This window comes from Streptomyces sp. NPDC101151 (genome assembly GCF_044768335.1).
GTDB lineage: Bacteria > Actinomycetota > Actinomycetes > Streptomycetales > Streptomycetaceae > Streptomyces.
On the sequence record NZ_JBIWPP010000001.1, the window covers coordinates 271,905 to 295,913 of the forward strand.

General features: G+C 72.2%; 21 protein-coding genes and 1 riboswitch. Of the genes, 12 read left to right on the forward strand and 9 right to left on the reverse strand.

The features are described from left to right. The first annotated feature begins 48 nt into the window (after window positions 1-48). Window positions 49-1,410: an SWIM zinc finger domain-containing protein gene (locus ACIRU3_RS01260; protein ID WP_404049674.1), complete on the forward strand. Its 1,362-nt coding sequence runs from the start codon at window positions 49-51 to the stop codon at window positions 1,408-1,410. Window positions 1,411-1,450: 40 nt separating this feature from the next. Continuing rightward, a complete protein-coding gene (locus ACIRU3_RS01265; RefSeq protein WP_404050523.1) occupies window positions 1,451-3,100 on the forward strand; it encodes a DUF5691 domain-containing protein in 1,650 nt (549 codons plus the stop codon). A 65-nt stretch (window positions 3,101-3,165) separates the two neighbouring features. Here the strand turns inward: ACIRU3_RS01265 and ACIRU3_RS01270 are convergent, their stop codons facing one another. Continuing rightward, window positions 3,166-3,588: a cobalamin B12-binding domain-containing protein gene (locus tag ACIRU3_RS01270; RefSeq protein ID WP_404049677.1), complete on the reverse strand. Its 423-nt coding sequence runs from the start codon at window positions 3,586-3,588 to the stop codon at window positions 3,166-3,168. A 225-nt stretch (window positions 3,589-3,813) separates the two neighbouring features. Here ACIRU3_RS01270 and ACIRU3_RS01275 point away from each other — a divergent pair, with 225 nt between their 5' ends. Beyond that, the gene (locus ACIRU3_RS01275; protein ID WP_404049679.1) at window positions 3,814-4,665 is read left to right on the forward strand and encodes an esterase/lipase family protein; all 852 of its coding nucleotides are present in this window, start codon (window positions 3,814-3,816) and stop codon (window positions 4,663-4,665) included. 255 nt (window positions 4,666-4,920) lie between these two features. After that, on the forward strand, window positions 4,921-6,438 hold the full coding sequence (locus ACIRU3_RS01280) for a M23 family metallopeptidase (protein ID WP_404049682.1): 1,518 nt from the start codon (window positions 4,921-4,923) through the stop codon (window positions 6,436-6,438). Window positions 6,439-6,484: 46 nt separating this feature from the next. Here the strand turns inward: ACIRU3_RS01280 and pcrA are convergent, their stop codons facing one another. Continuing rightward, window positions 6,485-8,974: a DNA helicase PcrA gene (pcrA, locus tag ACIRU3_RS01285; RefSeq protein ID WP_404049684.1), complete on the reverse strand. Its 2,490-nt coding sequence runs from the start codon at window positions 8,972-8,974 to the stop codon at window positions 6,485-6,487. Window positions 8,975-9,236: 262 nt separating this feature from the next. Next, window positions 9,237-9,407: riboswitch (cyclic di-AMP (ydaO/yuaA leader) on the forward strand. Window positions 9,408-9,414: 7 nt separating this feature from the next. Between pcrA and ACIRU3_RS01290 the strand changes: the two genes are divergently transcribed. After that, entirely contained in the window at window positions 9,415-10,518 is a 1,104-nt protein-coding gene (locus ACIRU3_RS01290) for a C40 family peptidase (protein WP_404049687.1), read from the forward strand. Window positions 10,519-10,589: 71 nt separating this feature from the next. Continuing rightward, window positions 10,590-11,558, forward strand: coding sequence for a tellurite resistance/C4-dicarboxylate transporter family protein (locus tag ACIRU3_RS01295; protein WP_404049689.1), 969 nt, complete (start codon window positions 10,590-10,592; stop codon window positions 11,556-11,558). A 3-nt stretch (window positions 11,559-11,561) separates the two neighbouring features. Here the strand turns inward: ACIRU3_RS01295 and ACIRU3_RS01300 are convergent, their stop codons facing one another. Further along, complete coding sequence (locus tag ACIRU3_RS01300) at window positions 11,562-11,915, reverse strand: hypothetical protein (RefSeq protein ID WP_404049692.1); 354 nt, start codon at window positions 11,913-11,915, stop codon at window positions 11,562-11,564. A gap of 417 nt (window positions 11,916-12,332) precedes the next feature. Here ACIRU3_RS01300 and ACIRU3_RS01305 point away from each other — a divergent pair, with 417 nt between their 5' ends. Continuing rightward, window positions 12,333-13,397 carry an NlpC/P60 family protein gene (locus ACIRU3_RS01305; protein ID WP_404050525.1) on the forward strand — a complete coding sequence of 355 codons (1,065 nt, stop codon included), beginning with the start codon at window positions 12,333-12,335 and terminating at the stop codon, window positions 13,395-13,397. 20 nt (window positions 13,398-13,417) lie between these two features. Here the strand turns inward: ACIRU3_RS01305 and ACIRU3_RS01310 are convergent, their stop codons facing one another. Both ACIRU3_RS01310 and ACIRU3_RS01315 read right to left on the reverse strand, forming a co-directional pair. Then, complete coding sequence (locus tag ACIRU3_RS01310; protein WP_404049696.1) at window positions 13,418-14,149, reverse strand: LuxR C-terminal-related transcriptional regulator; 732 nt, start codon at window positions 14,147-14,149, stop codon at window positions 13,418-13,420. Further along, the gene (locus ACIRU3_RS01315) at window positions 14,146-15,435 is read right to left on the reverse strand and encodes a PspC domain-containing protein (protein WP_404049699.1); all 1,290 of its coding nucleotides are present in this window, start codon (window positions 15,433-15,435) and stop codon (window positions 14,146-14,148) included. The genes ACIRU3_RS01310 and ACIRU3_RS01315 overlap by 4 nt, the downstream gene beginning before the upstream one ends. Before the next feature lie 200 nt (window positions 15,436-15,635). On the opposite strand from ACIRU3_RS01315, the gene ACIRU3_RS01320 reads away from it, so the two are divergent. Both ACIRU3_RS01320 and ACIRU3_RS01325 read left to right on the forward strand, forming a co-directional pair. Continuing rightward, window positions 15,636-17,072, forward strand: a complete 1,437-nt coding sequence (locus ACIRU3_RS01320; protein WP_404049702.1) for a PspC domain-containing protein — start codon at window positions 15,636-15,638, stop codon at window positions 17,070-17,072. Next, window positions 17,059-17,268: a hypothetical protein gene (locus ACIRU3_RS01325; RefSeq protein WP_404049704.1), complete on the forward strand. Its 210-nt coding sequence runs from the start codon at window positions 17,059-17,061 to the stop codon at window positions 17,266-17,268. Before ACIRU3_RS01320 ends, ACIRU3_RS01325 begins: the two co-directional genes overlap by 14 nt. An 11-nt stretch (window positions 17,269-17,279) precedes the next feature. On the opposite strand, the gene ACIRU3_RS01330 is transcribed toward ACIRU3_RS01325, so the two are convergent. Then, window positions 17,280-17,801 carry a DoxX family membrane protein gene (locus ACIRU3_RS01330; protein WP_404049707.1) on the reverse strand — a complete coding sequence of 174 codons (522 nt, stop codon included), beginning with the start codon at window positions 17,799-17,801 and terminating at the stop codon, window positions 17,280-17,282. Window positions 17,802-17,921: 120 nt separating this feature from the next. Next, entirely contained in the window at window positions 17,922-19,208 is a 1,287-nt protein-coding gene (locus ACIRU3_RS01335) for a hypothetical protein (RefSeq protein WP_404049709.1), read from the reverse strand. A 190-nt stretch (window positions 19,209-19,398) separates the two neighbouring features. Between ACIRU3_RS01335 and ACIRU3_RS01340 the strand changes: the two genes are divergently transcribed. Further along, window positions 19,399-20,286, forward strand: a complete 888-nt coding sequence (locus ACIRU3_RS01340) for a DUF4429 domain-containing protein (protein ID WP_404049712.1) — start codon at window positions 19,399-19,401, stop codon at window positions 20,284-20,286. Here ACIRU3_RS01340 and ACIRU3_RS01345 read toward each other — a convergent pair. After that, on the reverse strand, window positions 20,279-21,073 hold the full coding sequence (locus ACIRU3_RS01345; protein ID WP_404049715.1) for a class II aldolase/adducin family protein: 795 nt from the start codon (window positions 21,071-21,073) through the stop codon (window positions 20,279-20,281). The genes ACIRU3_RS01340 and ACIRU3_RS01345 overlap by 8 nt on opposite strands. Before the next feature lie 140 nt (window positions 21,074-21,213). Between ACIRU3_RS01345 and ACIRU3_RS01350 the strand changes: the two genes are divergently transcribed. Beyond that, window positions 21,214-21,675: a pyridoxamine 5'-phosphate oxidase family protein gene (locus tag ACIRU3_RS01350; protein ID WP_404049718.1), complete on the forward strand. Its 462-nt coding sequence runs from the start codon at window positions 21,214-21,216 to the stop codon at window positions 21,673-21,675. A gap of 18 nt (window positions 21,676-21,693) precedes the next feature. Here ACIRU3_RS01350 and guaA read toward each other — a convergent pair whose 3' ends face one another. Further along, window positions 21,694-23,274, reverse strand: a complete 1,581-nt coding sequence (guaA, locus tag ACIRU3_RS01355) for a glutamine-hydrolyzing GMP synthase (protein WP_404049721.1) — start codon at window positions 23,272-23,274, stop codon at window positions 21,694-21,696. A 383-nt stretch (window positions 23,275-23,657) separates the two neighbouring features. Between guaA and ACIRU3_RS01360 the strand changes: the two genes are divergently transcribed. Further along, entirely contained in the window at window positions 23,658-23,924 is a 267-nt protein-coding gene (locus ACIRU3_RS01360) for a chorismate mutase (protein WP_404049724.1), read from the forward strand. Window positions 23,925-24,009: the final 85 nt, after the last annotated feature.

A 24,009-nucleotide genomic window follows, 5' to 3' on the forward strand; every position in this document is an offset into this window, starting at 1 on the left:
ATGCGCCCGCAGGGTCGATTGTCAGTGGGGGGATCTACCGTCGTTCACATGACTGAGCAGGGGGTGCGCTGGACCGCGGAACAGGTGCTGGCACTGGCGCCTGACGCGGCGTCACGCAAGGCGGGAAGCAAGCTGGGCGCGGCCGGGCCGTGGTCCGGGGCCGGCAGCGGAGAGGGGACGGTGTGGGGGCTGTGCAAGGGCAGTGGCAGCAGGCCGTACCAGACGGTGGTGGACCTCGCGGACGCGGCCGGACCGGGATACAAGTGCAGTTGTCCGAGCCGGAAGTTCCCGTGCAAGCACGCGCTCGGACTGCTGCTGCTGTGGGCGGAGGGGGACGGCGCGGTGCCTGCCGTGGCCGAGCCGCCGAACTGGGCCGAGCAGTGGCTCGCGGGCCGGCGCACACGCGCGGAGAGCAAACGGGCGGAGGACGGCGGGAGTTCCGCTCCCGGATCCGCTGATCCGGAGGCGGCACGGCGCCGGGCGGAGCGCCGGGCCGAGCGGGTCACGGCGGGCGCGACGGAGCTGGAGCAGCGCCTGGCGGACCTGCTGCGCGGCGGCCTGGCCTCGGCCGAGCAGGCGGGGTACGGACTGTGGGACGAGACGGCGGCCCGCATGGTCGACGCGCAGGCTCCCGGACTGGCCGCACGGGTGCGGGAGTTGGGGGCGATTCCCGCCTCCGGGCCCGGCTGGCCTGCGCGCCTGCTGGAGGAGTGCGCTCTGCTCCATCTCCTCGACCTGGGCTGGCTGGGCCGCGACCGGCTGCCGGACGCCCTGGCGGCCACGGTCCGCTCCCGGCTCGGCCTGCCCGGCTCGGCGGACGGCCCGCCGGTGCGCGACCGCTGGCTGGTCCTCGCCCAGTACGACACGGTCGACCCGAAACTGACGACGCGCCGGATCTGGCTCCACGGCGCCGAGTCCGGCCACACCCGGCTGCTCCTCTCCTACGGCGCGGCCGGCCGGGCACCGGAGCTTTCCCTGCCGGTCGGCCTGGCGCTGGAGGCCGACCTGTCCGTGTTCCCCGGCGCCGGGCAGGTGCGGGCGGCCCTGGGCGAGCAGCACGCCCCGCCCGCACCCGTCGCACTCCGCCCGCAGGGCGTGACCACGGCCCGGGCGGCGGACCGCTACGGCGAGGCCCTGTCCGCGGACCCCTGGCTGGACTCGGTCCCGGTCACGCTCGACCGCGTCATACCGGCGCCGGACACGCGCCCGGGCTCCTGGCAGCTGGCCGACGCCGAAACGGACTCGGCACTCCCGCTCACCCCGTCCGCCTGCTCCCGCCCCGGTCTGTGGCGCCTGGTCGCCCTCTCCGGCGGGGCCCCGGTCAAGGTCTTCGGCGAGTGCGGCCACCACGGCTTCACCCCGCTGACGGCGTGGCCGGACGGCCCGGGCGAGCCGGTGACGTTGTGCTGACCGGGCCGGCCTCTCAGGAACAGAAAGGGAAGGGAACGTGATGATCGGAACCTCGACCGCGAGGGACGGCCAGGCCCTGGTCCCGCCCTCCTGGGACGACCTCGTCACCACCGCTCTCCTCGGCACCGACCGGCGCCCCCCGGCGGTGGCCGCGTCCGGCAGGGAAGCCCCCCTGGCGCTGCTGGACGCTGCCGCCGTGGCCACGGTGCGGCGGCGGGCCGGGCTGCGGCCGGGGCGGGCCGCACGGCGGCCGGAGCCCGCCCCGGAGGACTCGCGTCCGGCGCTGCCGGCCCCAGCGGCGCGCCGGCTGGCGATGCTGCTGGCCGACCGTTCCGGCGGCGGAGGCGGCAGGCGAGGCGGCTCGCCCGACCTCATGGAGCTGCTCCCGCAGTGGCTCGCGGCGGCCAACGCCCACGGTTACGCGGCGCCCCCGCAGGCACTGCCCGCGCTGCTCGACGCGGCCCGGGGCCGTACCGACCTGCGGCCGGCAACACTGGCTTTCGCCGGTCCGCGGGCGCTGTGGCTGGCCCGGCTGAACCCGGACTGGCGGTTCGCCCGGCGCTCCGCGCCGGGCGGCGGAGCGGCACTGCCCGACCCGGAGGACGGCGAGGCGGTGCAACGGCTGTGGCAGGAGGGCCTGTTCGCCGAGCGGGTCGCCCTGCTGGCCGCGCTGCGCGCCCGCACGCCCGCCTTCGCCCGCGAGCTGCTGACGGCGACCTGGGCGACGGAGCGGGCGGAGGACCGGCTGATGTTCCTCGACTCGCTGCGCACGGGCCTGTCCCCCGGGGACGAGCCGTTCCTGGAGCAGGCTCTGGGCGACCGGAGCCGTAACGTCCGGGCGACGGCCGCGGAGCTGCTGTCCGCACTGCCGGGTTCGGCGCTGGCCACGCGGATGGCGGTGCGGGCCGCGGCCTGTGTGGCCCTCGACCGCACGGGGGACGCGCCCGCGATCGCCGTGGAGGCACCGCCCGAGTGCGACGCGGGCATGGAGCGGGACGGCGTGGTGGCCAAGCCGCCGGCCGGTCGAGGGGAACGGTCCTGGTGGCTGGGCCAGTTGGTGGAGGCGGCTCCGCTCGGTACGTGGCACGGGCGGCTCGGCGGACGCACCCCGGAGCAGATCGTGGCGCTGCCGGTGGCGGACGGCTGGCAGGGCGAGTTGCACGCGGCCTGGTGCCGGGCGGCGGTGCGGCAGCGGGACGCCGCGTGGTCGAGAGCACTGCTCGGTGCGCCGTCGGCGCCGGAGGCCGGCGGGCCCGGGGCGGTGTCCCTGGCGGAGCGGGCGAAGTTGCTGGCCACGCTGGAGGCCGGGGAACGCGCCGAGTGGGTGGCCGGGTTCATCGCGACGCACGGCCTGTCGGAGGCGTTCCAGCTGCTCGGGGTGTGCGCGGTCCCCTGGGCCGCCCCGCTCGGCCGGGCCGTGGTGGACGCCCTCAACATCGCTCGGGACGCGGGCAGTTACCCCTGGAGCTTCAGCGGGGTGATGGGGCTGGCCGAGCGCTGCCTGGACCCGGCGGAGGCCGCACGCCTTGACGGCCTGCTGGCGATACCCGACGAGCGGGAGGACGCCTCGCCGGGGGCGGGAGGGTACTGGGCGGAGGCGTTCCAGCGGCTGATGGCCACGCTGAGGCTGCGGGCGGCGATGGCCCGGGAATTGGCGCCGGTCGGCGCCGGCAGCCGGTCCGGCGAGTGAGGCACAGGGCGTTCGGGCCGAAGCGGAGCCAGGAGGCTCCGGCCTCCGGTGGCCGGCGCCGCGGCTCAGTTCCCGGAGGCGGCCGGCTGACGCACGTTCTCCCGCACCCACTCCACGATCGCCGTGGTGGTCGCTCCCGGCGTGAAGACCGCCGCGACGCCCTTCTCCTTCAGCGGCGGAATGTCCTCCTCGGGGATGATGCCGCCGCCGAAGACGAGGATGTCCTCGGCGTCGCGCTCCTTGAGGAGGTCGATGACGGCGGCGAAGAGGGTGTTGTGGGCTCCCGAGAGGATGGACAGGCCGATCGCGTCGGCGTCCTCCTGGACAGCGGTGTCGACGATCTGTTCCGGGGTCTGGTGAAGCCCGGTGTAAATGACCTCCATGCCGGCATCGCGCAGCGCCCGCGCGATGACCTTGGCCCCGCGATCGTGGCCGTCGAGCCCCGGCTTGGCCACCACCACGCGGATCGGACCGGCTGCCACACCCATCACTGCCTCCATCAAGCGACCACGGAAGCGACCGCTTCCGCCCGTACCGACAAGTACCGCACATCTGGCGCGTTCCGCCACCCGTCGGCAAGTGAACGAACGTTATCTCCAGCATCCCGCAACCGGCGGTTTTACGGTGCGGAGCGAGGGGGAAATCACACGGTGGGACATGAGGGCACACGGGGGATCGAGCCGTCCCCCTGCGTGCCGACAGGAGGTCGGCCCATGAAGGTCACCGGGGTACTGCCGCTCTTCCTCCCGTTCTACCGGCGCCTGTGGCCCGGCAGACTGGCCGATCTGTCCATGGCCCTCCTCAAGGCGACCGCGCTGGAGGCCGCGATCCTGGCCGGCCATCTGCTGCTGTATCCGACCGGCCTCACCCAGGAGCGCCGCACCCCCGCACTCCCCGCCCGGGACGACGCCACACCCCTGCCCGGCCGCCCCGGCACGCCGGTCGTCCTGCTGCACGGCTTCATCGACAACCGCTCGGTCTTCGTCCTGCTGCGCCGCAGCCTCGCCCGGAACGGCAGGCAGCGCATCGAGTCGCTCAACTACTCTCCGCTGACCTGCGACATACGCGCCGCAGCCGAACTGCTCGGCCGGCACGTCGAGGAGATCTGCGAGCGCACCGGAAGCTGCCGGGTCGACATCGTGGGACACAGCCTCGGCGGGCTGATCGCGCGCTATTACGTACAGCGCCTCGGCGGTGATCTGCGGGTGGGCACGCTCGTCACCCTGGGCACCCCGCATTCAGGCACCCGGGCCGTGCCGCTGGCCAGCGCCCATCCGATCGTGCGGCAGATGCGGCCCGGCTCGGAGGTGATCGAGGAGCTGACCCGGCCCGCGCCCGGCTGCCGTACGCGGTTCGTCAGCTTCTGGAGCGACCTCGACTCCGTGATGGATCCGCTGGAGACGGCCTGCATCGACCATCCCGACCTGGATGCGCAGAACGTCCGGGTGACCGGGATCGGGCATCTCGCACTGCCGGTGCACCCCGCCGTCGCGGCCGGGATACACGAGGCGCTCGACACCGCCCACCGCGAGGACCGGCTCAGCGACGACCTGACGGTGGCCTGAGCGCAGCCGTCGGATCGGAGACCGAAAGCACCCCACAGGCGGGGCACAGCCCTTTCACCGATGACACACCGTCACTCGGTATCGAACATTCTTCGAACACAAGGCCAAACTCGCGCCCGGCGTCCCCCAAAACACGGCTGATTGCCCGTTTCCGGCCAACGCGAAACCAGCTGAAGATTGTCGCGCCCGCGTACCGCCGGGTACAGTCGCCGCACTGCTCTGGCAGCCCCTGTTGTCGAGGCGAAAGAGAAGTTGGTGAACGACCGTCACCCGTCGGGGATCATGACCACCCCGGCTCCGGCTTCCGACGCCTCCGCCGCGCACTACGCGCCGTACGGGGCACAGGAAGCCCCCTATGACGACCTCACCACGTACGGCGGCTACGACGCCAACGGTTTTGCGGCCGGCACCACCGGCGCCTTCGCCACCGACCCGCTCTTCGGCAGCCTCCCCGGCAATGAGCAGCACACCGGCGCGTACGACAGCACGCAGTGGCAGACCGGCACCGGGCAGACCCTGAACTACGACCCGTACGCGGCCCAGCACCAGACGGGCCACGACTCGGGCGCGTACGACACCACCGCCTGGACGTTCCCCGCACAGCCCACGGGGAACGACGTCAGCGGCCAGTGGGACGCGAACGCCTGGCTGCAGCCCGACCAGTCCACCGGCGCCGCCCCCACCCAGCACTGGGAGTGGGGCACCCAGACGTTCGACACGGGCACGTACGACGCCACGCAGTGGAACTCCGACGGCACGGCCCTGCAGCACGAGCAGGTTGGCGAACCGTTCGACCAGCAGGCCACGGCCACGTTCGAGCAGGTCGGCGACCCGCACTCGACCGCAGCCTTCGAGCAGCTGTCGTACGAGAACGCCACCTACGGCGAACCGGGCGAAATCGACGAGTTCACCGAAACGCACGCCGAGAACGGCGAGTTGGGCGACACGGGCGAGCTGCCCGCCGTACCGGCCCTGCTCGACGACCAGGAAGAGACCACCCCGGCCCCGGCGACCCGTGCCGGCTCCCGCAGTGCGGCGCGTTCCCGGCGCCGTACGCCCCCCAAGCGCTCCGCACTGCTGACCGTCGCCGTGCCCTCGGCCTGCGTGATGGGGGTGGCCGGGATCGCCGCCGCCTCCGTGGGCAGCCTGACCGACGGCGGCAAGGACACCACCGCTTCGGCCCCGGACGCGCAATCGGTGAAGCCGTCTGTCGCCAACAGCAAGCTGGACGCCCAGCTCAAGACGCTCTCCGCGGGCGCCGACGACTTCGCCCACCGGGCCAGCCGTACGCAGGAGCGCATCGACCTCAAGGCGCAGCAGGCGCTGCAGCAGAAGAAGGCTGCCGCGGAGGCCGCGCTCAAGGAGCGACTGCGCCCCAAGTTCGCCCTGCCGGTCGCACAGCGGGGGCTCAGCGCCTACTTCGGCCAGGCCGGTGTGAACTGGATGTCCGTGCACACGGGCATCGACTTCCCGGTCTCGTACGGCACCACGGTGATGTCCGCCACCGACGGTGTGGTCTCCACGAAGTGGAACAGCGCCTACGGCAACATGATGATCGTGACGGCGAAGGACGGCACGGAGACCTGGTACTGCCACCTCTCCAGCTACCGCGTCGCCTCCGGCACGGCCATCAAGGCCGGCCAGCCGATCGCCTACTCCGGCAACTCGGGCAACTCCACCGGCCCGCACCTGCACTTCGAGGTACGGCCGGCCGGCGGGTCGGCCATCGACCCCCTGCCGTGGCTGCGCAGCCACGGCCTGGACCCGACCTGAGTCCTGCATGCAATGAGCCCCGCCGATCCGGCGGGGCTCACTTCGTCTACAGCTTCTCCACCGGCGCGTACCGCAGCAGCAGTCGCTTCGGTTTGGTGTCTCCGAAGTCGATCGTCGCTTCCGCGTTCGCGCCCGTGCCCTTCACGGCGACGACCGTACCGAGACCGAACTGGTCGTGGGTCACCCGGTCCCCGACGGCCAGCCCCACCACCGGCTTCTCCGTGGACCGCCGGGTGGCGAACCCGGACGCGCCCGACGCGGAGGAGCGGGAGCGGGTCGAGGACAGCGAGGCCGCCACGCCGGCCGCGGGGCCCGACGACACCGGAGCGGTCGCGCCCGTCCGCTTCCACTCCATATGGGCGGCCGGGATCTCCTCCAGGAAGCGGGAGGGCGGGTTGTACGACGGCTGCCCCCAGGCGCTGCGCACCGCCGACCGCGTGAGGTAGAGCCGCTCCCGCGCGCGTGTGATGCCGACGTACGCCAGGCGCCGCTCCTCCTCCAGCTCCTTGGTCTGGCCGAGCGCGCGCATGTGCGGGAAGACGCCGTCCTCCATGCCGGTCAGGAAGACGACCGGGAACTCCAGGCCCTTGGCCGTGTGCAGGGTCATCAGGGTGATGACTCCGGAGCCGTCCTCCTCGTCGTCCGGGATCTGGTCGGAATCGGCGACCAGAGCGACCTTCTCCAGGAAATCGGACAGCGCCACGGACTCGCCCTCGCCGCGCTCCTGCTCGAACTCCAAAGCCACGGCCGCGAGTTCCTGGAGGTTCTCGATGCGGGTCTCGTCCTGCGGGTCGGTGGAGGCCTGCAGCTCGGCGAGATAGCCGGTGCGCTCGAGAATCGCCTCCAGGACCGTCGCCGGACCGGCGCCCGACTCGACGATCGTCCGGAGGTCCTCCATCAGCGTATTGAACCGCTTCACGGCGTTCGTGGAGCGCGCGGCCATGCCGTACGCCTCGTCGACGCGGCGCAGCGCCTGCGGGAAGCTGATCTTCTCGCGCTGGGCGAGAGCGTCGATCATCGCCTCCGCGCGGTCGCCGATGCCGCGCTTGGGGACGTTGAGGATGCGGCGCAGCGGCACCGAGTCCTCGGGGTTGGCGAGGACACGCAGGTAGGCCAGGACGTCCCGGACCTCCTTGCGCTCGTAGAAGCGGACGCCGCCGACGACCTTGTAGGGCAGGCCGACGCGGATGAAGACCTCTTCGAAGACACGGGACTGGGCGTTGGTGCGGTAGAAGACGGCGACGTCCCCGGACTTCGCCTCTCCCGCGTCCGTGAGGCGGTCTATCTCGTCGGCGACGAACTGGGCCTCGTCGTGCTCGGTGTCGGCCACGTAGCCGGTGATGCGCGCGCCCTGGCCGGCGTTGGTCCACAGGTTCTTGGGGCGGCGGGACTCGTTGCGCTCGATGACCGCGTTGGCGGCGGACAGGATGGTCTGCGTGGAGCGGTAGTTCTGCTCCAGCAGGATCGTCGTCGCGTTCGGGTAGTCCTCCTCGAACTGGAGGATGTTGCGGATGGTCGCGCCACGGAAGGCGTAGATCGACTGGTCCGCGTCACCCACCACGCACAGTTCGGCGGGCGGCAGGTCGTACTCGCTCGGCGGTACGTCGGATCCGCCGGCGCGTTCGCCCGTGCCCACCAGCTCGCGCACCAGCGCGTACTGGGCGTGGTTGGTGTCCTGGTACTCGTCCACCAGGACGTGCCGGAAGCGGCGGCGGTAGTGCTCGGCGACGTCCGGGAAGGCGCGCAGCAGGTTGACCGTCGTCATGATCAGGTCGTCGAAGTCGAGCGCGTTGGCCTCGCGCAGCCGCGACTGGTAGAGCGCGTAGGCCTGGGCGAGGGTCTTCTCGAAGCCGTCTGCGGCCTGGGCGGCGAAGTCCTCCTCGTCGATCAGCTCGTTCTTGAGGTTGCTGATCTTGGCGCTGAAGGACTTGGGCGGGAAGCGCTTGGGGTCGAGGTCCAGGTCGCGGCAGACCAGGGCCATCAGGCGCTTGGAGTCGGCGGCGTCGTAGATGGAGAAACTCGACGTGAAGCCGAGCTTCTTCGACTCGCGCCGCAGGATCCGTACGCACGCGCTGTGGAAGGTCATGACCCACATCGCGTTCGCGCGCGGGCCGACGAGCTGTTCGACGCGCTCCTTCATCTCGCCCGCGGCCTTGTTGGTGAAGGTGATCGCGAGGATCTGGCCCGGGTGCACGTTCCGCTCGGCGAGCAGGTGGGCGATGCGGTGGGTGAGCACGCGGGTCTTGCCGGAGCCGGCGCCGGCGACGATGAGCAGCGGCGAGGCGGCATGGACGACCGCGGCGCGCTGGTTCTCGTTCAGCCCCTCCAGGAGCGCTGCCGCGTCGATCGCGGGGCGCGGGGCGCCGTCGCGGTAGTACGCGTCCCGGTCCGGCGGTGCGTCGAACTTCCCGCCGAACAGATCGTCCGGAAGCGGCTCCGGAGCGTGATCGTCCTCGGGCGGCGGCGGGGATTCCTCCTCGCGCCCGCGAGGGCTCTGGAGGTCCGCCAGGAAGCTGTCGTCAAAGAGGCTGCTCATCGCTCTCCGAGTTTAGGGCGCCGCACCGACAACCGGCCGCCACCCCGGGAACATGGCCGGTTTCCCGAAGAGTTGATCAACGCACCCGCGGGTGCCCTCCGAGCCCTCACGCTGCGGAAGCGCCTTGTCACACGCGTATGAAAGTGCCCTCAGGTCACGGAAATGTATCGGACATATGGCACACCAACCTTCACAGGAGTCACACCAGTTGGCTAGGTTGCCGTCAGGCCGCACGAACCCTTCCGGCGAACGTCGCCGAGCGCCGCGGCCTCCGCCGAGTCCGGTGCGCCTTCAGGGCAGCCGGAGCCGGGGACCCACCGATCCTGGGGTGAATCGGCCGACTCCCACCCGGGACGACGCCGTAGGGCAACCCTTCCGAAGCACCCGCCCGAACCCGACAGCTAACCCGGTAGGCGGCACATTGGAAGGAGTCGCCACCCTTGGCGTCGCACCGCAAGCCGCGCCCCGGCGGAACCGGGGGACCGGGCCTCCGCACGCCCGCTCTCGCCACCGCCGCCCTCACCTCCGTGGCCGTACTGTCCCAGACGGCCGGGACCGCCCACGCCGACGACGGCAGGCCGAGCCTGGAGGAGATCGAGAAGAAGGTCGACGAGCTCTATCGCCGGGCGGACTCGGCCACCGAGCGGCCCGAGGAGGCCACGGAGCGGGCCGACCGGCAGCGAGGGCGTCCGGACGCCCTCCGCGGGAAGGCCCTGTCCGCGGACGCCCCGCAGGAGCATGCGGAACGCCCGCCGGACTACTTCGCCCAGAACCGGCTGATGGACCGGCTGGCCTCGACCGTGAAGAAACGGCAGGAGACGACCAGGAGCCTGGAGACACCGGTCGCGCCGCCCGCCGTGCCGCCGGTTGCGACGACCCTCGTGCCGCCGGTCGCGCCGCCCGCCGTGCCGCCGGTTGCGACGACGCTCGTGCCGCCGGTTGCGACGACGCTCGTGCCGCCGGCCGCGACGGCCCCCGTGTCGCCGATCACGCCGCCGCTTGCGACGCCAGCCGCGACGCCGCACGACCCCAAGAGCGCCAAGGCAGCCGTCCAGAGGAAGCTCGCCTCCGCCCGTGAGCTGCTGTCCCGGCCGACCGCCCCGGAGCAGGTGCGGCAGTCCACGCTCGGGCAGTGGCCGCAGGAGGAGGCCGGTACGCCGTCGTACGGGTCCTCCGGCGCGCAGGCCACCAAGGCCGAGAAGGCGATCGCCTTCGCCCGCGCCCAGATCGGCAAGCCGTATGTGAACGGGGCCAGCGGCCCGGGCTCCTACGACTGCGCCGGCCTCATCCAGGCCGCCTGGAGGGCCGCCGGCGTCACCCTGCCGCGCACCGCGCGCGACCAGGCCGCCGCGGGCACCGCGGTCTCCCTCGCCGACGCGCACCCCGGTGACCTGGTCTTCTTCCATGACGACCACAGCCATGTCGGCCTCTGCACCGGCGACGGGATGATGATCCACTCACCGAGACCTGGCGCGTACATCCGCGAGGAGTCCGTCCACCACGGAGGAGAATCGATCATCCGCAGCGTGGTCCGGCCTGCCTGACGTGCTCTTTTCGAGCCCCACGCGCGCGTGCCCTGCGCGTGGGGCGCGCGGGGATACCTAGCATCGGGCGCATGCCCAGGATCTCGGCTCTGCGTGCGTGGTGGGTGGGGCGTCCGCCGGCGGCGGGGGCCGCCGTCATGGCGACCGGCATTGTGTCGGTCGGCCTGCATCTGACGGGTGCCGAAACGGTGTCCCTGGTCTTCCTGTGGCTGGCCTGTGTCGCCTGGCTGGCGCTGGCCGCCGACTTCCTCGTACGGCTGGTGACGCAGCGGCGGCGCTGGGTGGCCGAGGCGAAGAGCCCGGGCGCACTCACCGCCGTCGCCGCCACGGCGGTGCTGGGCACCCGGTTCTCGGCGCTGGGCCGGCAGACGCCGGCCGGGGCACTGCTGGCGCTGGCGGTGCTGTTGTGGCCGGTGCTGCTGTTCCTTGTCCTACGACACTGGGAGCGGCGCATGCCGGGGGCGGTGTTCCTGTGCTGTGTGGCCACACAGGCGCCGGCGGTGCTGGCGGCCACGCTGGCCGCGGCCGAGACGGTGGCATGGCTCGCGCGTGCGGCGCTGGTGCTGTTCTGGCTGGGCCTGGTGCTCTACTGCCTGGCCCTGCCGCGCTTCGATCCGCGGCAGGTCTTCGAGGGGGCCGGGGACCACTGGATCGCGGGCGGGGCGCTCGCCATCTCGGCGCTGGCCGGGGCGAAGCTGCTCTCCGCCGACAGTGCGCGGCTGTACCTGTGGAACGACGACGACCGGGGCGTGCTGCGCAACGTGACCGTCGCACTGCTCGTCCTGGACCTGGTCTGGTACGTGGTCCTGCTGGCCGCCGAGGTGGCCCGGCCGCGGCTGCGCTACGACCTGCGGCGGTGGGCCACGGTGTTCCCCCTGGGGATGACGGGGACGGCCACGCTGGCGGTCGCGGCCGCCCTGGGCGTCGGATGGCTGAAGGGGCCGGGGCAGGTGCTGGTGTGGGTGTCGGTGGCGGCGTGGCTCGCGGTCGCGGCCGGCGCGGTCCTCGCGACCCGCGCCGGGATCAGCGGACGGCGCTGAGCGTCACGTCCACAGCACGGCGATGAAGATGTTCGCGATGGTCAGCGCGCCGACCAGACCGAAGAGGCGCTTGTCCACCTGCTCCTCGTCGCGCTTCACGTACACCAGTCCGAGGATCACGATCAGCAGGGCCAGCTTCACGCCGATCTTGACGGTGTCGACGTGGTGGTCGTCGGCCTGGTTGAGCCCGACCAGGGCCACGCCGGTGACCAGCATGGTGAACGCGCCGTGCAGCATCCCGGGGACGAAGCGGGCCGTGCCCTGGCCCATCGCCTTCATCTGAGTGAGGAAACCGCCGAGCAGCGCGGCGATGCCGATGATGTGCAGGCCGACGAAGAGATGGATGAGTACGTCCATGAGCCCGGAGCCTAACGAGGGGCTCCGGGGGCTCCTGTCACCGGGACCGCCCACAGCAGGCATGGATCTTGCATATATGCGCCCCATAGCACTACCCGACTTCCGCGTCCCCCGCATTCCGCGCATCGGTCACCACGCTGCGTGAAGGCGACGACTCCGGATCCGTAATCCGGTCGCATGTGGTCACTGCTCGATCCGTCTGAGCCAGTTCCGTACTCCGCGTTACCTTCCTGTCACAGACGGGCCTAGCGTCCTCCCCCAGGTGACCGGCTCCCCACCGCCGCCCGGGCCAGGGGCGGCAGTCGGCCACCACCGCCGAGAAAGGCCCGGTGGCGGCCCGCTCCCCCTGTGCGGGCCGCCACCGGACGCTCCGACCGCTCGGTCGCAGGAGCCCTAGGGAAGGACGTGACGGTCCAGGTGGCAGCGCACCGCAAGCCCCGAGAGCGCTCGCTCGGCGGCACCACGGCCCGGACGGCCGCCACCCTCGCTCTGGCGGGCGCGGCCACCGCGACGGCCTTCGACGGGACGGGCAACGCCGAGCCGCAGCTGACACCGGCGCAGGTGAAGGCCAAGGTGGACAAGCTGTACCAGGAGGCGGAGGCCGCCACCGAGACGTACAACGGAGCCAAGGAGAAGGCGGATGCGGCCCAGCGACGGCTGCACTCGCTGCAGGACGAGACCGCCCGCAGGCAGCAGAAGCTCAACGCGGCCCGGGACGCGCTGGGTTCCTTCGCCGCTGCGCAGTACCGCGAGGGCGGGATCGACTCCGCCTGGCAGCTCGCCCTGTCCAGCGACCCCGACCGGTACCTGGACAGTGCCGCGTTCGTGGAGCGGGCCGGCGCACGGCAGGCAGGGGCGGTGGCACGGGTACGCGAACAGCTGCGGGAGATCGAGCAGTTGCGCGGTGCCTCCCGCATCGAGCTGAAGTCACTGCGGTCGCGGCAGGCTGAGCTGAAGCGGCAGAAGAAGACCATCACCGGGAAGCTGGCGGAGGCACGCGGGCTGCTGGCACGGCTCACTCCGCCGGAGCGGGCGCAGGTCACCGGCGACGGCAGCGCGCAGGGGCGCGCCTCACGGTCGGCGTCGGACACGCGGGCGGCCCTGGAGCAGGCTGGATCCGTCGCGGCCCCCGGCTCCCGCGCGTCGGCGGCCATCGGCTACGCCTACCAGAAGCTCGGCAGCCCCTATGTGTGGGGCGCGACCGGCCCGGACGCCTTCGACTGCTCGGGCCTGGTCCAGGCCGCCTACCGCTCCGCCGGCATCTCCCTGCCCCGCACCACCTACGCCCAGATCAACGCGGGCCGACGGGTCACCCGCTCCGAACTCCAGCCCGGCGACCTGGTGTTCTTCTACTCCGGCATCAGTCATGTCGGCATCTACGTCGGCAACGGCCAGATGATCCACGCCCCGAACCCGTCGGCACCGGTCCGTCTGGCCCCCATCGACCAGATGCCGTTCGCGGGAGCCACCCGGGTGGTGTGAGGACGGCCCCCGGGCAGGGGTCAGACCAGGCGGCGGGCCGTGGCCCAGCGGGTCAGCTCGTGGCGGTTGGACAGCTGGAGCTTGCGCAGGACCGCCGAGACATGGGACTCGACCGTCTTCACCGAGATGAACAGCTGCTTGGCGATCTCCTTGTACGCATAGCCGCGGGCGATCAGCCGCAGCACCTCCCGCTCGCGCTGGGTGAGACGGTCCAGGTCCTCGTCGACCGGCGGCGCGTCGGTGGAGGCGAAGGCGTCCAGGACGAACCCGGCCAGGCGTGGGGAGAAGACGGCGTCGCCCTCCTGGACGCGGAAGATCGAGTCGACCAGATCGGTGCCGGTGATGGTCTTGGTGACATAGCCGCGGGCGCCGCCGCGGATCACACCGATCACGTCCTCCGCCGCGTCCGACACGGACAGCGCGAGGAAGCGGACGGGCTGCTCGGCGTCCGCCATCATCCCGGCGCACCTGCGCAGCACTTCGACACCGCCGCCGCCCGGCAGGTGGACGTCGAGCAGGACCACCTCGGGACGGGTCGCGGTGATGACCGTGACCGCCTGGTCGACGTCGGCGGCCTCCCCGACCACCTCCACCCCGGTCTCGGCGGTCTGCCCGATCTCGGCCTGCACACCCGTGCGGAACATCCGGTGGTCGTCGACGAGCACCACGCGCACGTGCCGCTTCCCGGCGGGGCCGGACCCGGCCGGCTCCGCCGCTCCCGCCGTACCGCTCGCCTCGGTCGCGTCGCTCATGACGTCTTCTCCGCCCTCTCCATCTCCAGCTCGACCTCCGTGCCGCCGTCCGGCACCGCCCGCAGCCGGGCCGTGCCGCCGTGACGCTCCATACGGCCGATGATCGATTCTCTAACGCCCATACGGTCGGCGGGTATCGAGTCGAGGTCGAAGCCCGGGCCGCGGTCGCGGACCGACACGAACACCGTCCTCCCCTCGACTTCGGCGTAGACCTGTACGGCACCGCCCTCGCCACCGTACTTGGCCGCGTTCACCATCGCCTCGCGCGCGGCCTGCATCTGCGCGCCCGTCCGCTCGTCGAGCGGGCAGTCGCCGACCACGACCACCTCGATGGGTACGCCGTGCTTGTCCTCGACCTCGGCCGCGTTGCGCCGCACCGCCTCGGCGACCGTGTCCGGCTCGTCGGCCTCGTCCTTGCCGGTGCCCTCCGGCTTGTACAGCCAGGTACGCAGGTCCCGCTCCTGGGCACGGGCCAGGCGACGCACCTCACCGGCGTTGTCCGCGTTGCGCTGGATCAGGGTGAGGGTGTGCAGCACCGAGTCGTGGACGTGGGCGGCGACCTCGGCGCGCTCCTGGGCGCGGATGCGCATCAGGCGTTCCTCGGACAGGTCCTGGGTCATCCGGACCAGATAGGGGCCGGCGAGCAGCGTGATGCCGACGAGGACGACGAGCGCGGCCTGCAGGACCGCGCCGAGATGGGCGGCCGAGCCCTGCATGACGAAGACGGCCGAGACACCGGTGGTGACCAGCAGGACGCCGGCACCCGCCCGCAGCAGGGTGAGGGTGCGCCGGCGGCTGCCGACCTCGACCCAGCGGGCCCTGCGGGCGTTGTCGGCCTGGCGCCAGACGAGGGCGACACCGGCCGCGACCAGGACGGTGGGCAGGAGATACGCCTTGGCCGCGCTGCTCAGGTTGACGCTGCCCACGAAGACCATGGACACGATGACCATGAGGAGCAGGGCGACGATCTGCCCCCGGTCCGGCTTGCGGGCCACGAGCCGACGGCGGCCGCCCGGCCCGGTCTCGGCGGCGACCAGTGGCGGTTTCTGCCCGCCGACCCCGCCGACGCCGAGCGGGACGAAGAACCAGAACGCCGCGTAGAGCAGCGCGCCGAGTCCGTTGGCCATGAACAGGCCGACGAAGGCGAGCCGGACCCAGATCACGGGCAGCCCGAGGTGCCCCGCGAGGCCTCGCGCCACTCCGCCGAGCCAGCGGCCGTCGCTGCTGCGGTAGAGCTTGCGCGGTGGCCGCGGTTCGTCGAGGGGCAGTGCTGCGGCTTCCGGCATGGCATCGATGGTCACACGGCCACGGGTGCGGGGCATCAGGGTCGGCCCCCTAGAGTCCCCTGATCTTCGGGACGGCCCGTCCGAGAACGGGGCCGGCCGGGCGTCGAACAGCTCCCGGCCCCCGCCTCAGGGCCGATCTCAGGGTTCGTCCAGGGTCATCCCGACTGCCGTCGCGGCGGCCGGGCCGTCACCATGGACGCATGACGGATCACGAGCACGCCGCGACGGGTCCGGGACCCGGTCCCGGCCCGCGCCCGGCCCCGGGCACCGGACCGACGGACACCGCGCGCGCCGCGACGGGAGGGACGGGAGCGACTGGAGCGACTGGAGAGACAGGATCGGCACCGGAGCAGGACACCGCCGAGGCACCCCACCGGTTCAGGCGCGACCGCCGGCACAAGATGATCGCCGGGGTGTGTGCCGGGCTCGGGCGGCGGACCGACATGGACCCGGTGATCTTCCGGATCACCCTGGCCGTGCTGGCCGCGACGGGCGGCATCGGCCTCATCTTCTACGGCTTCGCCTGGCTCCTCGTGCCCTACGAGGAGGAAGAGGAGAACGAGGTTCGCAGGCTGCTGACGGGACGGGTCGACGGCCAGGCGCTGGCCGCCGTGCTGTTCGCCCTGGTCGGCTGCGGGATCTTCCTGACCATGCTGAGAAACGGCGGAGTGCTGGCCTTCGCCGTGGTGCTCTCGCTGCTGCTGGCCGGCGCCGGGTACTGGTCGCGGCGGCGCGGTGCCGCCGACCCCGATCCGCTCGCCGCGCAGGCCGCCGCGGACGCCCCGCCGGAGGCCCAGGCGCCGCCGGTCGTCACCACCTATCCCTCCTGGTGGCGGGACCCGATCGTCAAGGACGGCACCCATGTCGGTGGCACCGGCTATCTCTGGGGCCCCGGCGACACCCACGACCGGGACCTCGGCCCGGCCGTCGACGTCGGCATCGCCACCCCCTGGGCCCACCAGGGCCCGACGCAGCCGCCGCGCACCGCACCCCCGAGACCGCGCGGCCCGCGCTGGATCGGCGGCTGGATATTCCTGCTCGCCCTGCTGGCCGGGGGCCTGGGCACGGGGCTGACCTGGGACACGCACCCGCTGGGCACCAGCCTGCAGGCCGGCCTGGCCTGTGCGCTCGCGGTGTTCGGCCTGGGCATCACGTTCAGTGCGTTCCTCGGGCGGACAGGGGCCGGGTCGGTGTTCCTGGCGCTCGTCACGGCGGCCCTGCTCGCGATCGCCACGGCCCTGCCCAAGGACATCACGACCCACTGGAGAGAGACGTCCTGGAAGCCGGCCGCGACGGCGGACGTGCGGTCCGCGTACGACCTCGGTACCGGCGTCGGCACCCTGGACCTGACCGGAGTGCGCCTCTCCAAGGGACAGACGGTGGGCACGGACGCCGAGGTGGGTGCGGGGCAGCTGAAGGTGATCGTGCCGGCGGACGCGACGGTGAGGCTGAGCATCGAAGTGGGGATGGGCGACATCCGGTTGCCCGGCGACAACAGGAAGGACGTGGACGTGGAGCCCGGCAGGCACAAGACCGTGACGCTGTATCCGGTCAAGGGCGGCAAGGACGCCGGCACGCTGGACCTCGGTCTGCGGGTGGGCGTCGGACAGGTGGAGGTCAGCCGTGCTGCGTCATGAGTTCCAGCCCGGACGGCTGGTCGCCGGACTCTTCCTCACCGCCGCCGGAGCCGCCTACGCCGGTGACGCGGCCGGCCTGTGGGACACCCCCTGGTTCGCGGTGATCCCACTGGTGGCCGTCGGGCTTTTCCTGGCCGGTGTCACGGCGGCCGTGACCCGGGGCATACGCAGACGGCGCGGGGCCGAGAGCGGTTAGCTGCCGAGCGGTCAGCGGTAACCGCCCGCCGGTTGCCTCCGCCGCTGCCAGACCGCGTCCAGGGAGAGATAGGGGGCGCCGGCGAGGACCAGGGGGAGCCAGGCCATCAGGTAGGCGAGGTCGTTGCCGTAGTAGTAGGGCGTCGAGGCCCAGCTGACGGTCAGCCACAGGCTGAGCGAGATCAGTGCACCGCCGAGGGCGGCCAGTCGGCCGAGCAGGCCGAGCAGGGTGCCGATGCCGACGGCCAGCTCGCCGAGGGCGATGGCGGAGCCGAAGCCGACCGGATTTTTCAGGGCCAGGTCGACCAGGGCCGGGATGGCGGCGGAGTCGCGGGCAGCACGCATCGTGTCACCGATCGAGCCGGCGCCGCCGGACTTCATGAAGGCGCTGTCGGTGAGCTTGTCCAGGCCGGCGTAGATGAAGGTGACACCGAGGAAGACACGGAGCGGAAGGAGGGCGTAGCGGGTCGCGGTGTCCCGCCAGCCGCGGTTCGGATAGGCCGTGTGCGTGTCCGTCCGAATGCCGTGAGTCATCACTGTCAGCCGCCTCTCACCCGCCGTACCGACCCCTCACCCGACGATACGTACGACGAACGCGGTCGGTTCAATCCTCGCCCGGCGTTTTTCCGGATTTCGGGTCGGCGTATGGCGCCCTCACTCCGTGACCTGGACTATGCACCGGTTCGTCGCCACTCCGGCCGCGGTGACCACCTGCACCTCCGCCGACCCGGGCTCCACCTCGGCGGGTACGGGCACGGTCAGGACGGTGTCCGTGGGATTGCGGAAACCGCCGGAGACGGGGACCAGCGGGACGTGGACGTCGACAGCGCCGATGCGCACGACCATCCGGGAGAGGCGGTCGGCGCTCCGGGCACCGGGCGGGACGAAGCCGGTGCCGCGGATCTCGATGTCGTCGCCGGTGCGGATCGGCCCGTCCAGGTCGCCGGGCTCGCGGGCGCGGACGACGGAGAGGATCACCGGCCGGCCGCCCTCGGCGTACTTGCCGGCCAGATAGGTCGCGGCTGAGATCAGCACCACGACGGCGAGCCCCCAGGGCAGGTCGGGCAGCTGGTCGGGGCGGCGGGCCAGCCGTACGGCGGCGAAGAGCACGGCGACGGCGCTGACGACGACGTACTGGATGTCGGCGAAGGCGCCCCGGCCGGAGTCGTCGGTCAGCAGGTCGGCGGCGCGCGGCCGGTGGGCCGGTACCTTCTGCAGGCGCAGGCCGAGGATGCGCAGACCGACCACCCGGCGGACCAGCACGGCGATGCCGCACACCACGGCGAGGACGGTCACCGTGCCCGCCCCGCGCGCGAGGTCGAGGCCGGCGAGCAGCACGTCGCGTTCGGCGTGGTCGGAGGCGGCGGCCAGCCGGCCCGCCAGCAGCAGGACCGCGTAGGCGACGAAGAGCACCCACCCGGCGGCCACCGTACGCGAGGTGGACATCCGGTTGTCCTCGCCGACCACCGGGGCCAGGGCTCCGCCGCGCGCCCGGTGGAACCAGGAGGCGGCGGTCAGCACTCCGGCGACGACGAGCGCGGCGAGCAGTGCGGCGGTTCGGGCACTGCTCCAGCCCGCGCCGACCGCGGTGAACGACTCGGCGAGCAGCAGGACGACGACCGCGCCCCACACCGTGCACGCGGTGCGCAGCCACAGCCGGGCGAGCCATGCCTCGCCCTCCTCCCGGCCCCGTTCGGCGACAGCCTCCGCCTGCTGGGTCAGCTCCTCGGACACCCACTGCCGGGAGGCGGAGGCCGAATGCGCCACGGCCGGGGGCAGTCCCTGCCCGGCCGCGAACTCGTCGCGGGCGCGCAGGAACGCGGCGACGGCCCGCCGGTGCCCCTCGCGGGCCCCGTGCGGACAGTCCCCGCAGGCGCAGCCGCCTCCGTGTGCCCCGTGGGCCGCTGTTGCCGCGCCCTGTCTCGCCTCCTGCACCGCCACGCCCGACGCCCGCCTTCCCCAGACCCGAGACACGGCCGGCGGGTCCCTGGTACGGGCCGTTCCGCTGCCGTGCAACTCCCCTGTGACGAGAGCGAATTGTGCCCTACGCAAGCCCCTCAGGGCTCGCCGGGCGGGGTCACGGCGGGTGAAGTTCGGGCCGCTGTGTTGACCCGGCTGCGAGAATCTCCCCATGGCCGAGATCATCCAGCGGGACGGCACCTGGGCGTTCGACGGCAGCACGATCCGGATCACCCCCGGGCTCCACCGTTCCGTGCCGCTGTTCCGGCAGACGTACGGGGAGATCGCCGTACCGCTGGAAGCGGTCTCCGGCGTCGTCTACGAACCCGAGCGCAAGCGGGGCCGGCTGCGGATGCGGCTGCGCGAGGGCGCCGATCCGCTGCTGCAGGCCACCGGCGGCCGGCTGCCGGAGGCGGCCGATCCCTACCGGCTGACCGTGGACGCGGACCGCGGCGGGGTGGCCGAGTTCGTCGCCGAGGAGATCCGGCACGCGCTGCTGCTCGACCAGGTCCCCAAGGAGCCGACGGCGGCCTATCTGCTGCCGGGGCCGCCGGTGCCGGTCTCGGTGCGGTCCTCGGACGGCACGGTGTCCTTCGACGGCGCCCAGGTGCGCATCGACTGGGCCGACACCTCCGACCGGGTCAAACGTGCGACGGGCCCGCGGATCATCGACCGCGCCGACCTGGTCCAGGTCGAGTGGCTGCCCAATTCCGGCTTCGAGGACGGATTCCTGCGGTTCGTGACCCGGGAGACGGCGTTCTCCAAGCTGCCGCCCGAGCGGGACCCCTACACCCTCGACCTGTGGGGCAGCGTCCGGCGCGACCTGCTGACCGCGCTGGTCGCGGCGGCCGTCACCGCCCGGCTGCCGCATCCCTCCACCCGCACCGGGGGCGCCTTCGCGGACCGGGAGACGCCGCCGGCCGCCGTACCGGCGCAGGCCGGCCACCATGACGTCCTGCTGCGCCGGCTGCGGGAACTGGGCGAACTGCACCGCGACGGGGTGCTCACGGATGAGGAGTTCGCGACGACCAAGGCGGCGGTGCTGAGGGGGTTCAGCTGAGCAGGTCCGGTTCGCTGCGGCTGATGTCCTGCCACAGCGGCTGGTAGTTGATCCAGGCCACCAGGTCGCCGCCGAGCTGTTCGCGGGTGGCGACGGCCAGTTTGTGGTCGATGAGGACCGGCCGCCCGGCCGCCCTGGCCATCAGCTGCACCTGACAGGACCGCTCCATCGACAGGAACCACCAGGCCGCCGCGTCCACCGAGTCCCCGACGGTGAGCAGCCCGTGGTTGCGCAGCACGAGCGCCTTGCGGGAGCCGAGCGCGGCGGCGATACGGCGGCCTTCCTCGGCGTCGACGCTGACGCCGGTGTAGGCGTCGTAGAGCGCCACGTCCTCGTAGAAGGCGCAGCTCTCCTGGGTGATGGGGTCGATGAGGTCGCCGAGCGCGGCGACGGCCCGGCCGTGCACGGAGTGGCAGTGGGCGACGGCGACGACATCGGGGCGGGCGGCGTGGACCTGGGCGTGCACGGTGAACGCGGCCTGGTTGATGTGGTAGCGGCCCTCGACGACCTGTCCGTCCTGGTTGGTGAGGACCAGGTCGCTCACGGTGACGTGCTTGAACGGCATCCCGAACGGGTTGACCCAGAAGCAGTCGGTGAACTCCGGGTCGCGCGCGGTGATGTGTCCCGACACCCCGTCCTCCAGCCCGGTGCGTCCGAAGATCCGCAGTGCGCCGGCGAGCCGCTCCTTGCGGTGCCGGCGTTCGTCCTCGACGGAGTCGTACATCGGCGGCATGGCGAACTGCAGCTGGTCGGTGGGCAGCGGCAGGGGCGGGGTGGGCCCGTGCATAGGTCCTCCAGCGTGGGGTTTGCTGTACGGGCCGGAAGTTACCGCCGGTCAGCGCAAAAGGGCAGAGCTGTTTTGTAAAGATGACGTACGCAGTGAATACCCGACAGAGGATGTCCGGTTTGCCCGTGAGACTGACGCGTATGAACTGGGCAGCCCTCACCACCGCAGCACCCGAACTGGCAGCGATCGCCGAGAAGCGTTTCGGCGCCCACCGCCATCACGTCCTCGCGACCCTGCGCAGGGACGGATCCCCCCGGACCTCCGGCCTGGAGGTGCGTTTTTTGGGCGGAGAGCTGTGGCTCGGCATGATGCCGAACTCCCTCAAGGCCCTCGACCTGCTCCGCGACCCGCGCTTCGCGCTCCAGGCGAATCCGGGCGCCGGCGTGGACAGCGGGGACGTGCGTGTCGGCGGGCGTGCGTTCGAGGTCCTCGACCCGGCGGTGAAGGGGGTGTACGTCGAAGAGGTGGAACCGCCGCAGCCGTTCCACCTCTTCCGCACCGAACTGACGGAGGTCGTACTGACCTACGTCGAGGACGAGAAGTACCTGGTCACCCAGGTCTGGAAGCCCGGAGAGCCGGTGCGCACCCTCAAGCGGACATGACCTTCGACAACGGCGGGACTACTCCCACTCGATGGTGCCCGGCGGCTTCGACGTCACGTCGAGGACGACCCGGTTGACGTCCCGGACCTCGTTGGTGATCCGGGTCGAGATACGGGCGAGGACCTCGTACGGCAGTCGCGACCAGTCGGCGGTCATGGCGTCCTCGGAGGAGACCGGGCGCAGGACGATCGGGTGGCCGTAGGTGCGGCCGTCGCCCTGGACGCCGACGGAGCGGACGTCGGCGAGCAGGACCACCGGGCACTGCCAGATGTCCCGGTCGAGGCCGGCCGCGGTCAGCTCCTCGCGGGCGATGGCGTCGGCGTCCCGGAGCAGGTCCAGACGCTCCTTGGTGACCTCGCCGACGATACGGATGCCGAGGCCGGGGCCCGGGAAGGGCTGGCGCTGGACGATCTCCTCCGGCAGGCCCAGCTCCTGGCCGACCATCCGGACCTCGTCCTTGAACAGCTTGCGCAGCGGCTCGATCAGCTGGAACTCGAGGTCCTCGGGCAGGCCGCCGACGTTGTGGTGCGACTTGATGTTGGCGGTGCCGGTGCCGCCGCCGGACTCGACCACGTCCGGGTACAGGGTGCCCTGGACCAGGAACTCCACGGCCGGGCCCTCGTCGGCGATGATCTCGGCCTGCGCCTGCTCGAAGACGCGGATGAACTCGCGCCCGATGATCTTGCGCTTCTCCTCGGGCTCGCTGACCCCCTTGAGCGCGGTCAGGAAGCGCTCCTCGGCGTCGACGACGACCAGCTTGACGCCGGTCGCGGCCACGAAGTCCTTCTCGACCTGCTCGGTCTCGCCCTTGCGCATCAGACCGTGGTCGACGTACACGCAGGTCAGCTGGTCGCCGATGGCCCGCGCGACGAGGGCGGCGGCGACGGCGGAGTCCACGCCGCCGGACAGACCGCAGATCGCGCGCTTGTCGCCGACCTGCTCACGGATCGCGGCGACCTGCTCCTCGATCACGTTGCCGGTGGTCCAGGACGGGGTCAGGCCCGCGCCGCGGTACAGGAAGTGCTCCAGCACCTGCTGGCCGTGCGTGGAGTGCATGACCTCGGGGTGGTACTGGACGCCGTAGAGCTTCTTCTCGTCGTCCTCGAAAGCGGCGACCGGGACCACGTCCGTGGACGCGGTGACGGTGAAGCCCTCGGGGGCGGCGGAGCAGGCGTCGCCGTGCGACATCCACACGTGCTGCTCGGCCGGGGTGCCCTCGAACAGGGTGGAGGACGTCCGGGAGACGTGCAGGTCGGTACGGCCGTACTCGCGGGCGCCGGTGTTGTCGACGGTGCCGCCGAGGGTCTGCGCCATCAGCTGGAAGCCGTAGCACATGCCGAAGACGGGGACGCCGGCCTCGAAGAGCGCGCGGTCCAGGCGGGGGGCGCCCGCCTCGTACACGGACGAGGGGCCGCCGGAGAGGATGATCGCCGCGGGGTTCTTGGCGAGCATCTCCGCGACCGGCATGCTGCTCGGCACGATCTCGCTGTAGACCCGCGCCTCGCGGACGCGACGGGCGATGAGCTGGGCGTACTGCGCGCCGAAGTCGACGACCAGAACGGTGTCGGGGGTGGCGGCAGCGGGAGTCGCTGATGACACGGGGTGCCTTCCGGCGGTGGGGCGGGGGTCTTGTGCTGACGATTCTACCGGGGTGGCCGTGGGCGACCTCCCCCTCGTCCTGGGGGCTGCCGCACCCAGACCCCTGCTTCGGCCTGGACGGCCTCGTCCTCAAACGCCGGACAGGCTGGATGACCCCGGCCGGCACCCAGAGGTCCCGTGCCATACTGACCCCATGCTCACGCAGACGACCCGATTCTTTACCTATGGCACCCGGCCCGCCGGCTGCCATGGTCGTCCTGCTTGAGCCAACCGCCAAGCGACTTCCCAGGCGCCCCGGGCCGACAAGGCCCGGGGCGCCTGTCGTTTTCCGGGTTCTGCCGTTCCGGGGCATCCACCAGCCACCTTCACAAGGAGCCCCCAGCATGACCGCCGCCACCACGACCAGCCCGGAACAGACCATCGCCGACGCCCGCGAGCGCATCGACACGCTCGACGACCGGATCATCGGCCTCATCCAGGAGCGGATGGCCGTCTCCGGCGTCGTCCAGGAGACCCGTATCGCCTCCGGCGGCCGGCGCGTGAACCTCTCCCGCGAGATGGAGATCCTCGGCCGCTACCGCGAGGCCCTCGGCAAGCCGGGCACCTCCCTGGCGATGACCCTGCTGGAGCTGTGCCGGGGTCGCATCTGAGTTCGGTCCGGCTCTCACCCGTTAGGCGCGTGACCGGCCCGCGCCCCGCTTCGTTGAGCCCGTTGTCCGTGCCAGCCAGGGGCGG

Excerpts from the sequence above, each read along its gene's own strand:
- ACIRU3_RS01330 (WP_404049707.1), bottom strand. The coding sequence starts at position 17,801 with ATGACTCACGGCATTCGGACGGACACGCACACGGCCTATCCGAACCGC.
- ACIRU3_RS01360 (WP_404049724.1), top strand. The coding sequence starts at position 23,658 with ATGACCGCCGCCACCACGACCAGCCCGGAACAGACCATCGCCGACGCC.
- ACIRU3_RS01340 (WP_404049712.1), top strand. The coding sequence starts at position 19,399 with ATGGCCGAGATCATCCAGCGGGACGGCACCTGGGCGTTCGACGGCAGC.
- ACIRU3_RS01300 (WP_404049692.1), bottom strand. The coding sequence starts at position 11,915 with ATGGACGTACTCATCCATCTCTTCGTCGGCCTGCACATCATCGGCATC.
- ACIRU3_RS01315 (WP_404049699.1), bottom strand. The coding sequence starts at position 15,435 with ATGCCGGAAGCCGCAGCACTGCCCCTCGACGAACCGCGGCCACCGCGC.
- ACIRU3_RS01275 (WP_404049679.1), top strand. The coding sequence starts at position 3,814 with ATGAAGGTCACCGGGGTACTGCCGCTCTTCCTCCCGTTCTACCGGCGC.
- ACIRU3_RS01295 (WP_404049689.1), top strand. The coding sequence starts at position 10,590 with ATGCCCAGGATCTCGGCTCTGCGTGCGTGGTGGGTGGGGCGTCCGCCG.
- ACIRU3_RS01350 (WP_404049718.1), top strand. The coding sequence starts at position 21,214 with ATGAACTGGGCAGCCCTCACCACCGCAGCACCCGAACTGGCAGCGATC.
- ACIRU3_RS01310 (WP_404049696.1), bottom strand. The coding sequence starts at position 14,149 with ATGAGCGACGCGACCGAGGCGAGCGGTACGGCGGGAGCGGCGGAGCCG.
- ACIRU3_RS01260 (WP_404049674.1), top strand. The coding sequence starts at position 49 with ATGACTGAGCAGGGGGTGCGCTGGACCGCGGAACAGGTGCTGGCACTG.
- ACIRU3_RS01270 (WP_404049677.1), bottom strand. The coding sequence starts at position 3,588 with ATGGGTGTGGCAGCCGGTCCGATCCGCGTGGTGGTGGCCAAGCCGGGG.
- ACIRU3_RS01345 (WP_404049715.1), bottom strand. The coding sequence starts at position 21,073 with ATGCACGGGCCCACCCCGCCCCTGCCGCTGCCCACCGACCAGCTGCAG.
- pcrA (WP_404049684.1), bottom strand. The coding sequence starts at position 8,974 with ATGAGCAGCCTCTTTGACGACAGCTTCCTGGCGGACCTCCAGAGCCCT.
- ACIRU3_RS01265 (WP_404050523.1), top strand. The coding sequence starts at position 1,451 with ATGATCGGAACCTCGACCGCGAGGGACGGCCAGGCCCTGGTCCCGCCC.
- ACIRU3_RS01320 (WP_404049702.1), top strand. The coding sequence starts at position 15,636 with ATGACGGATCACGAGCACGCCGCGACGGGTCCGGGACCCGGTCCCGGC.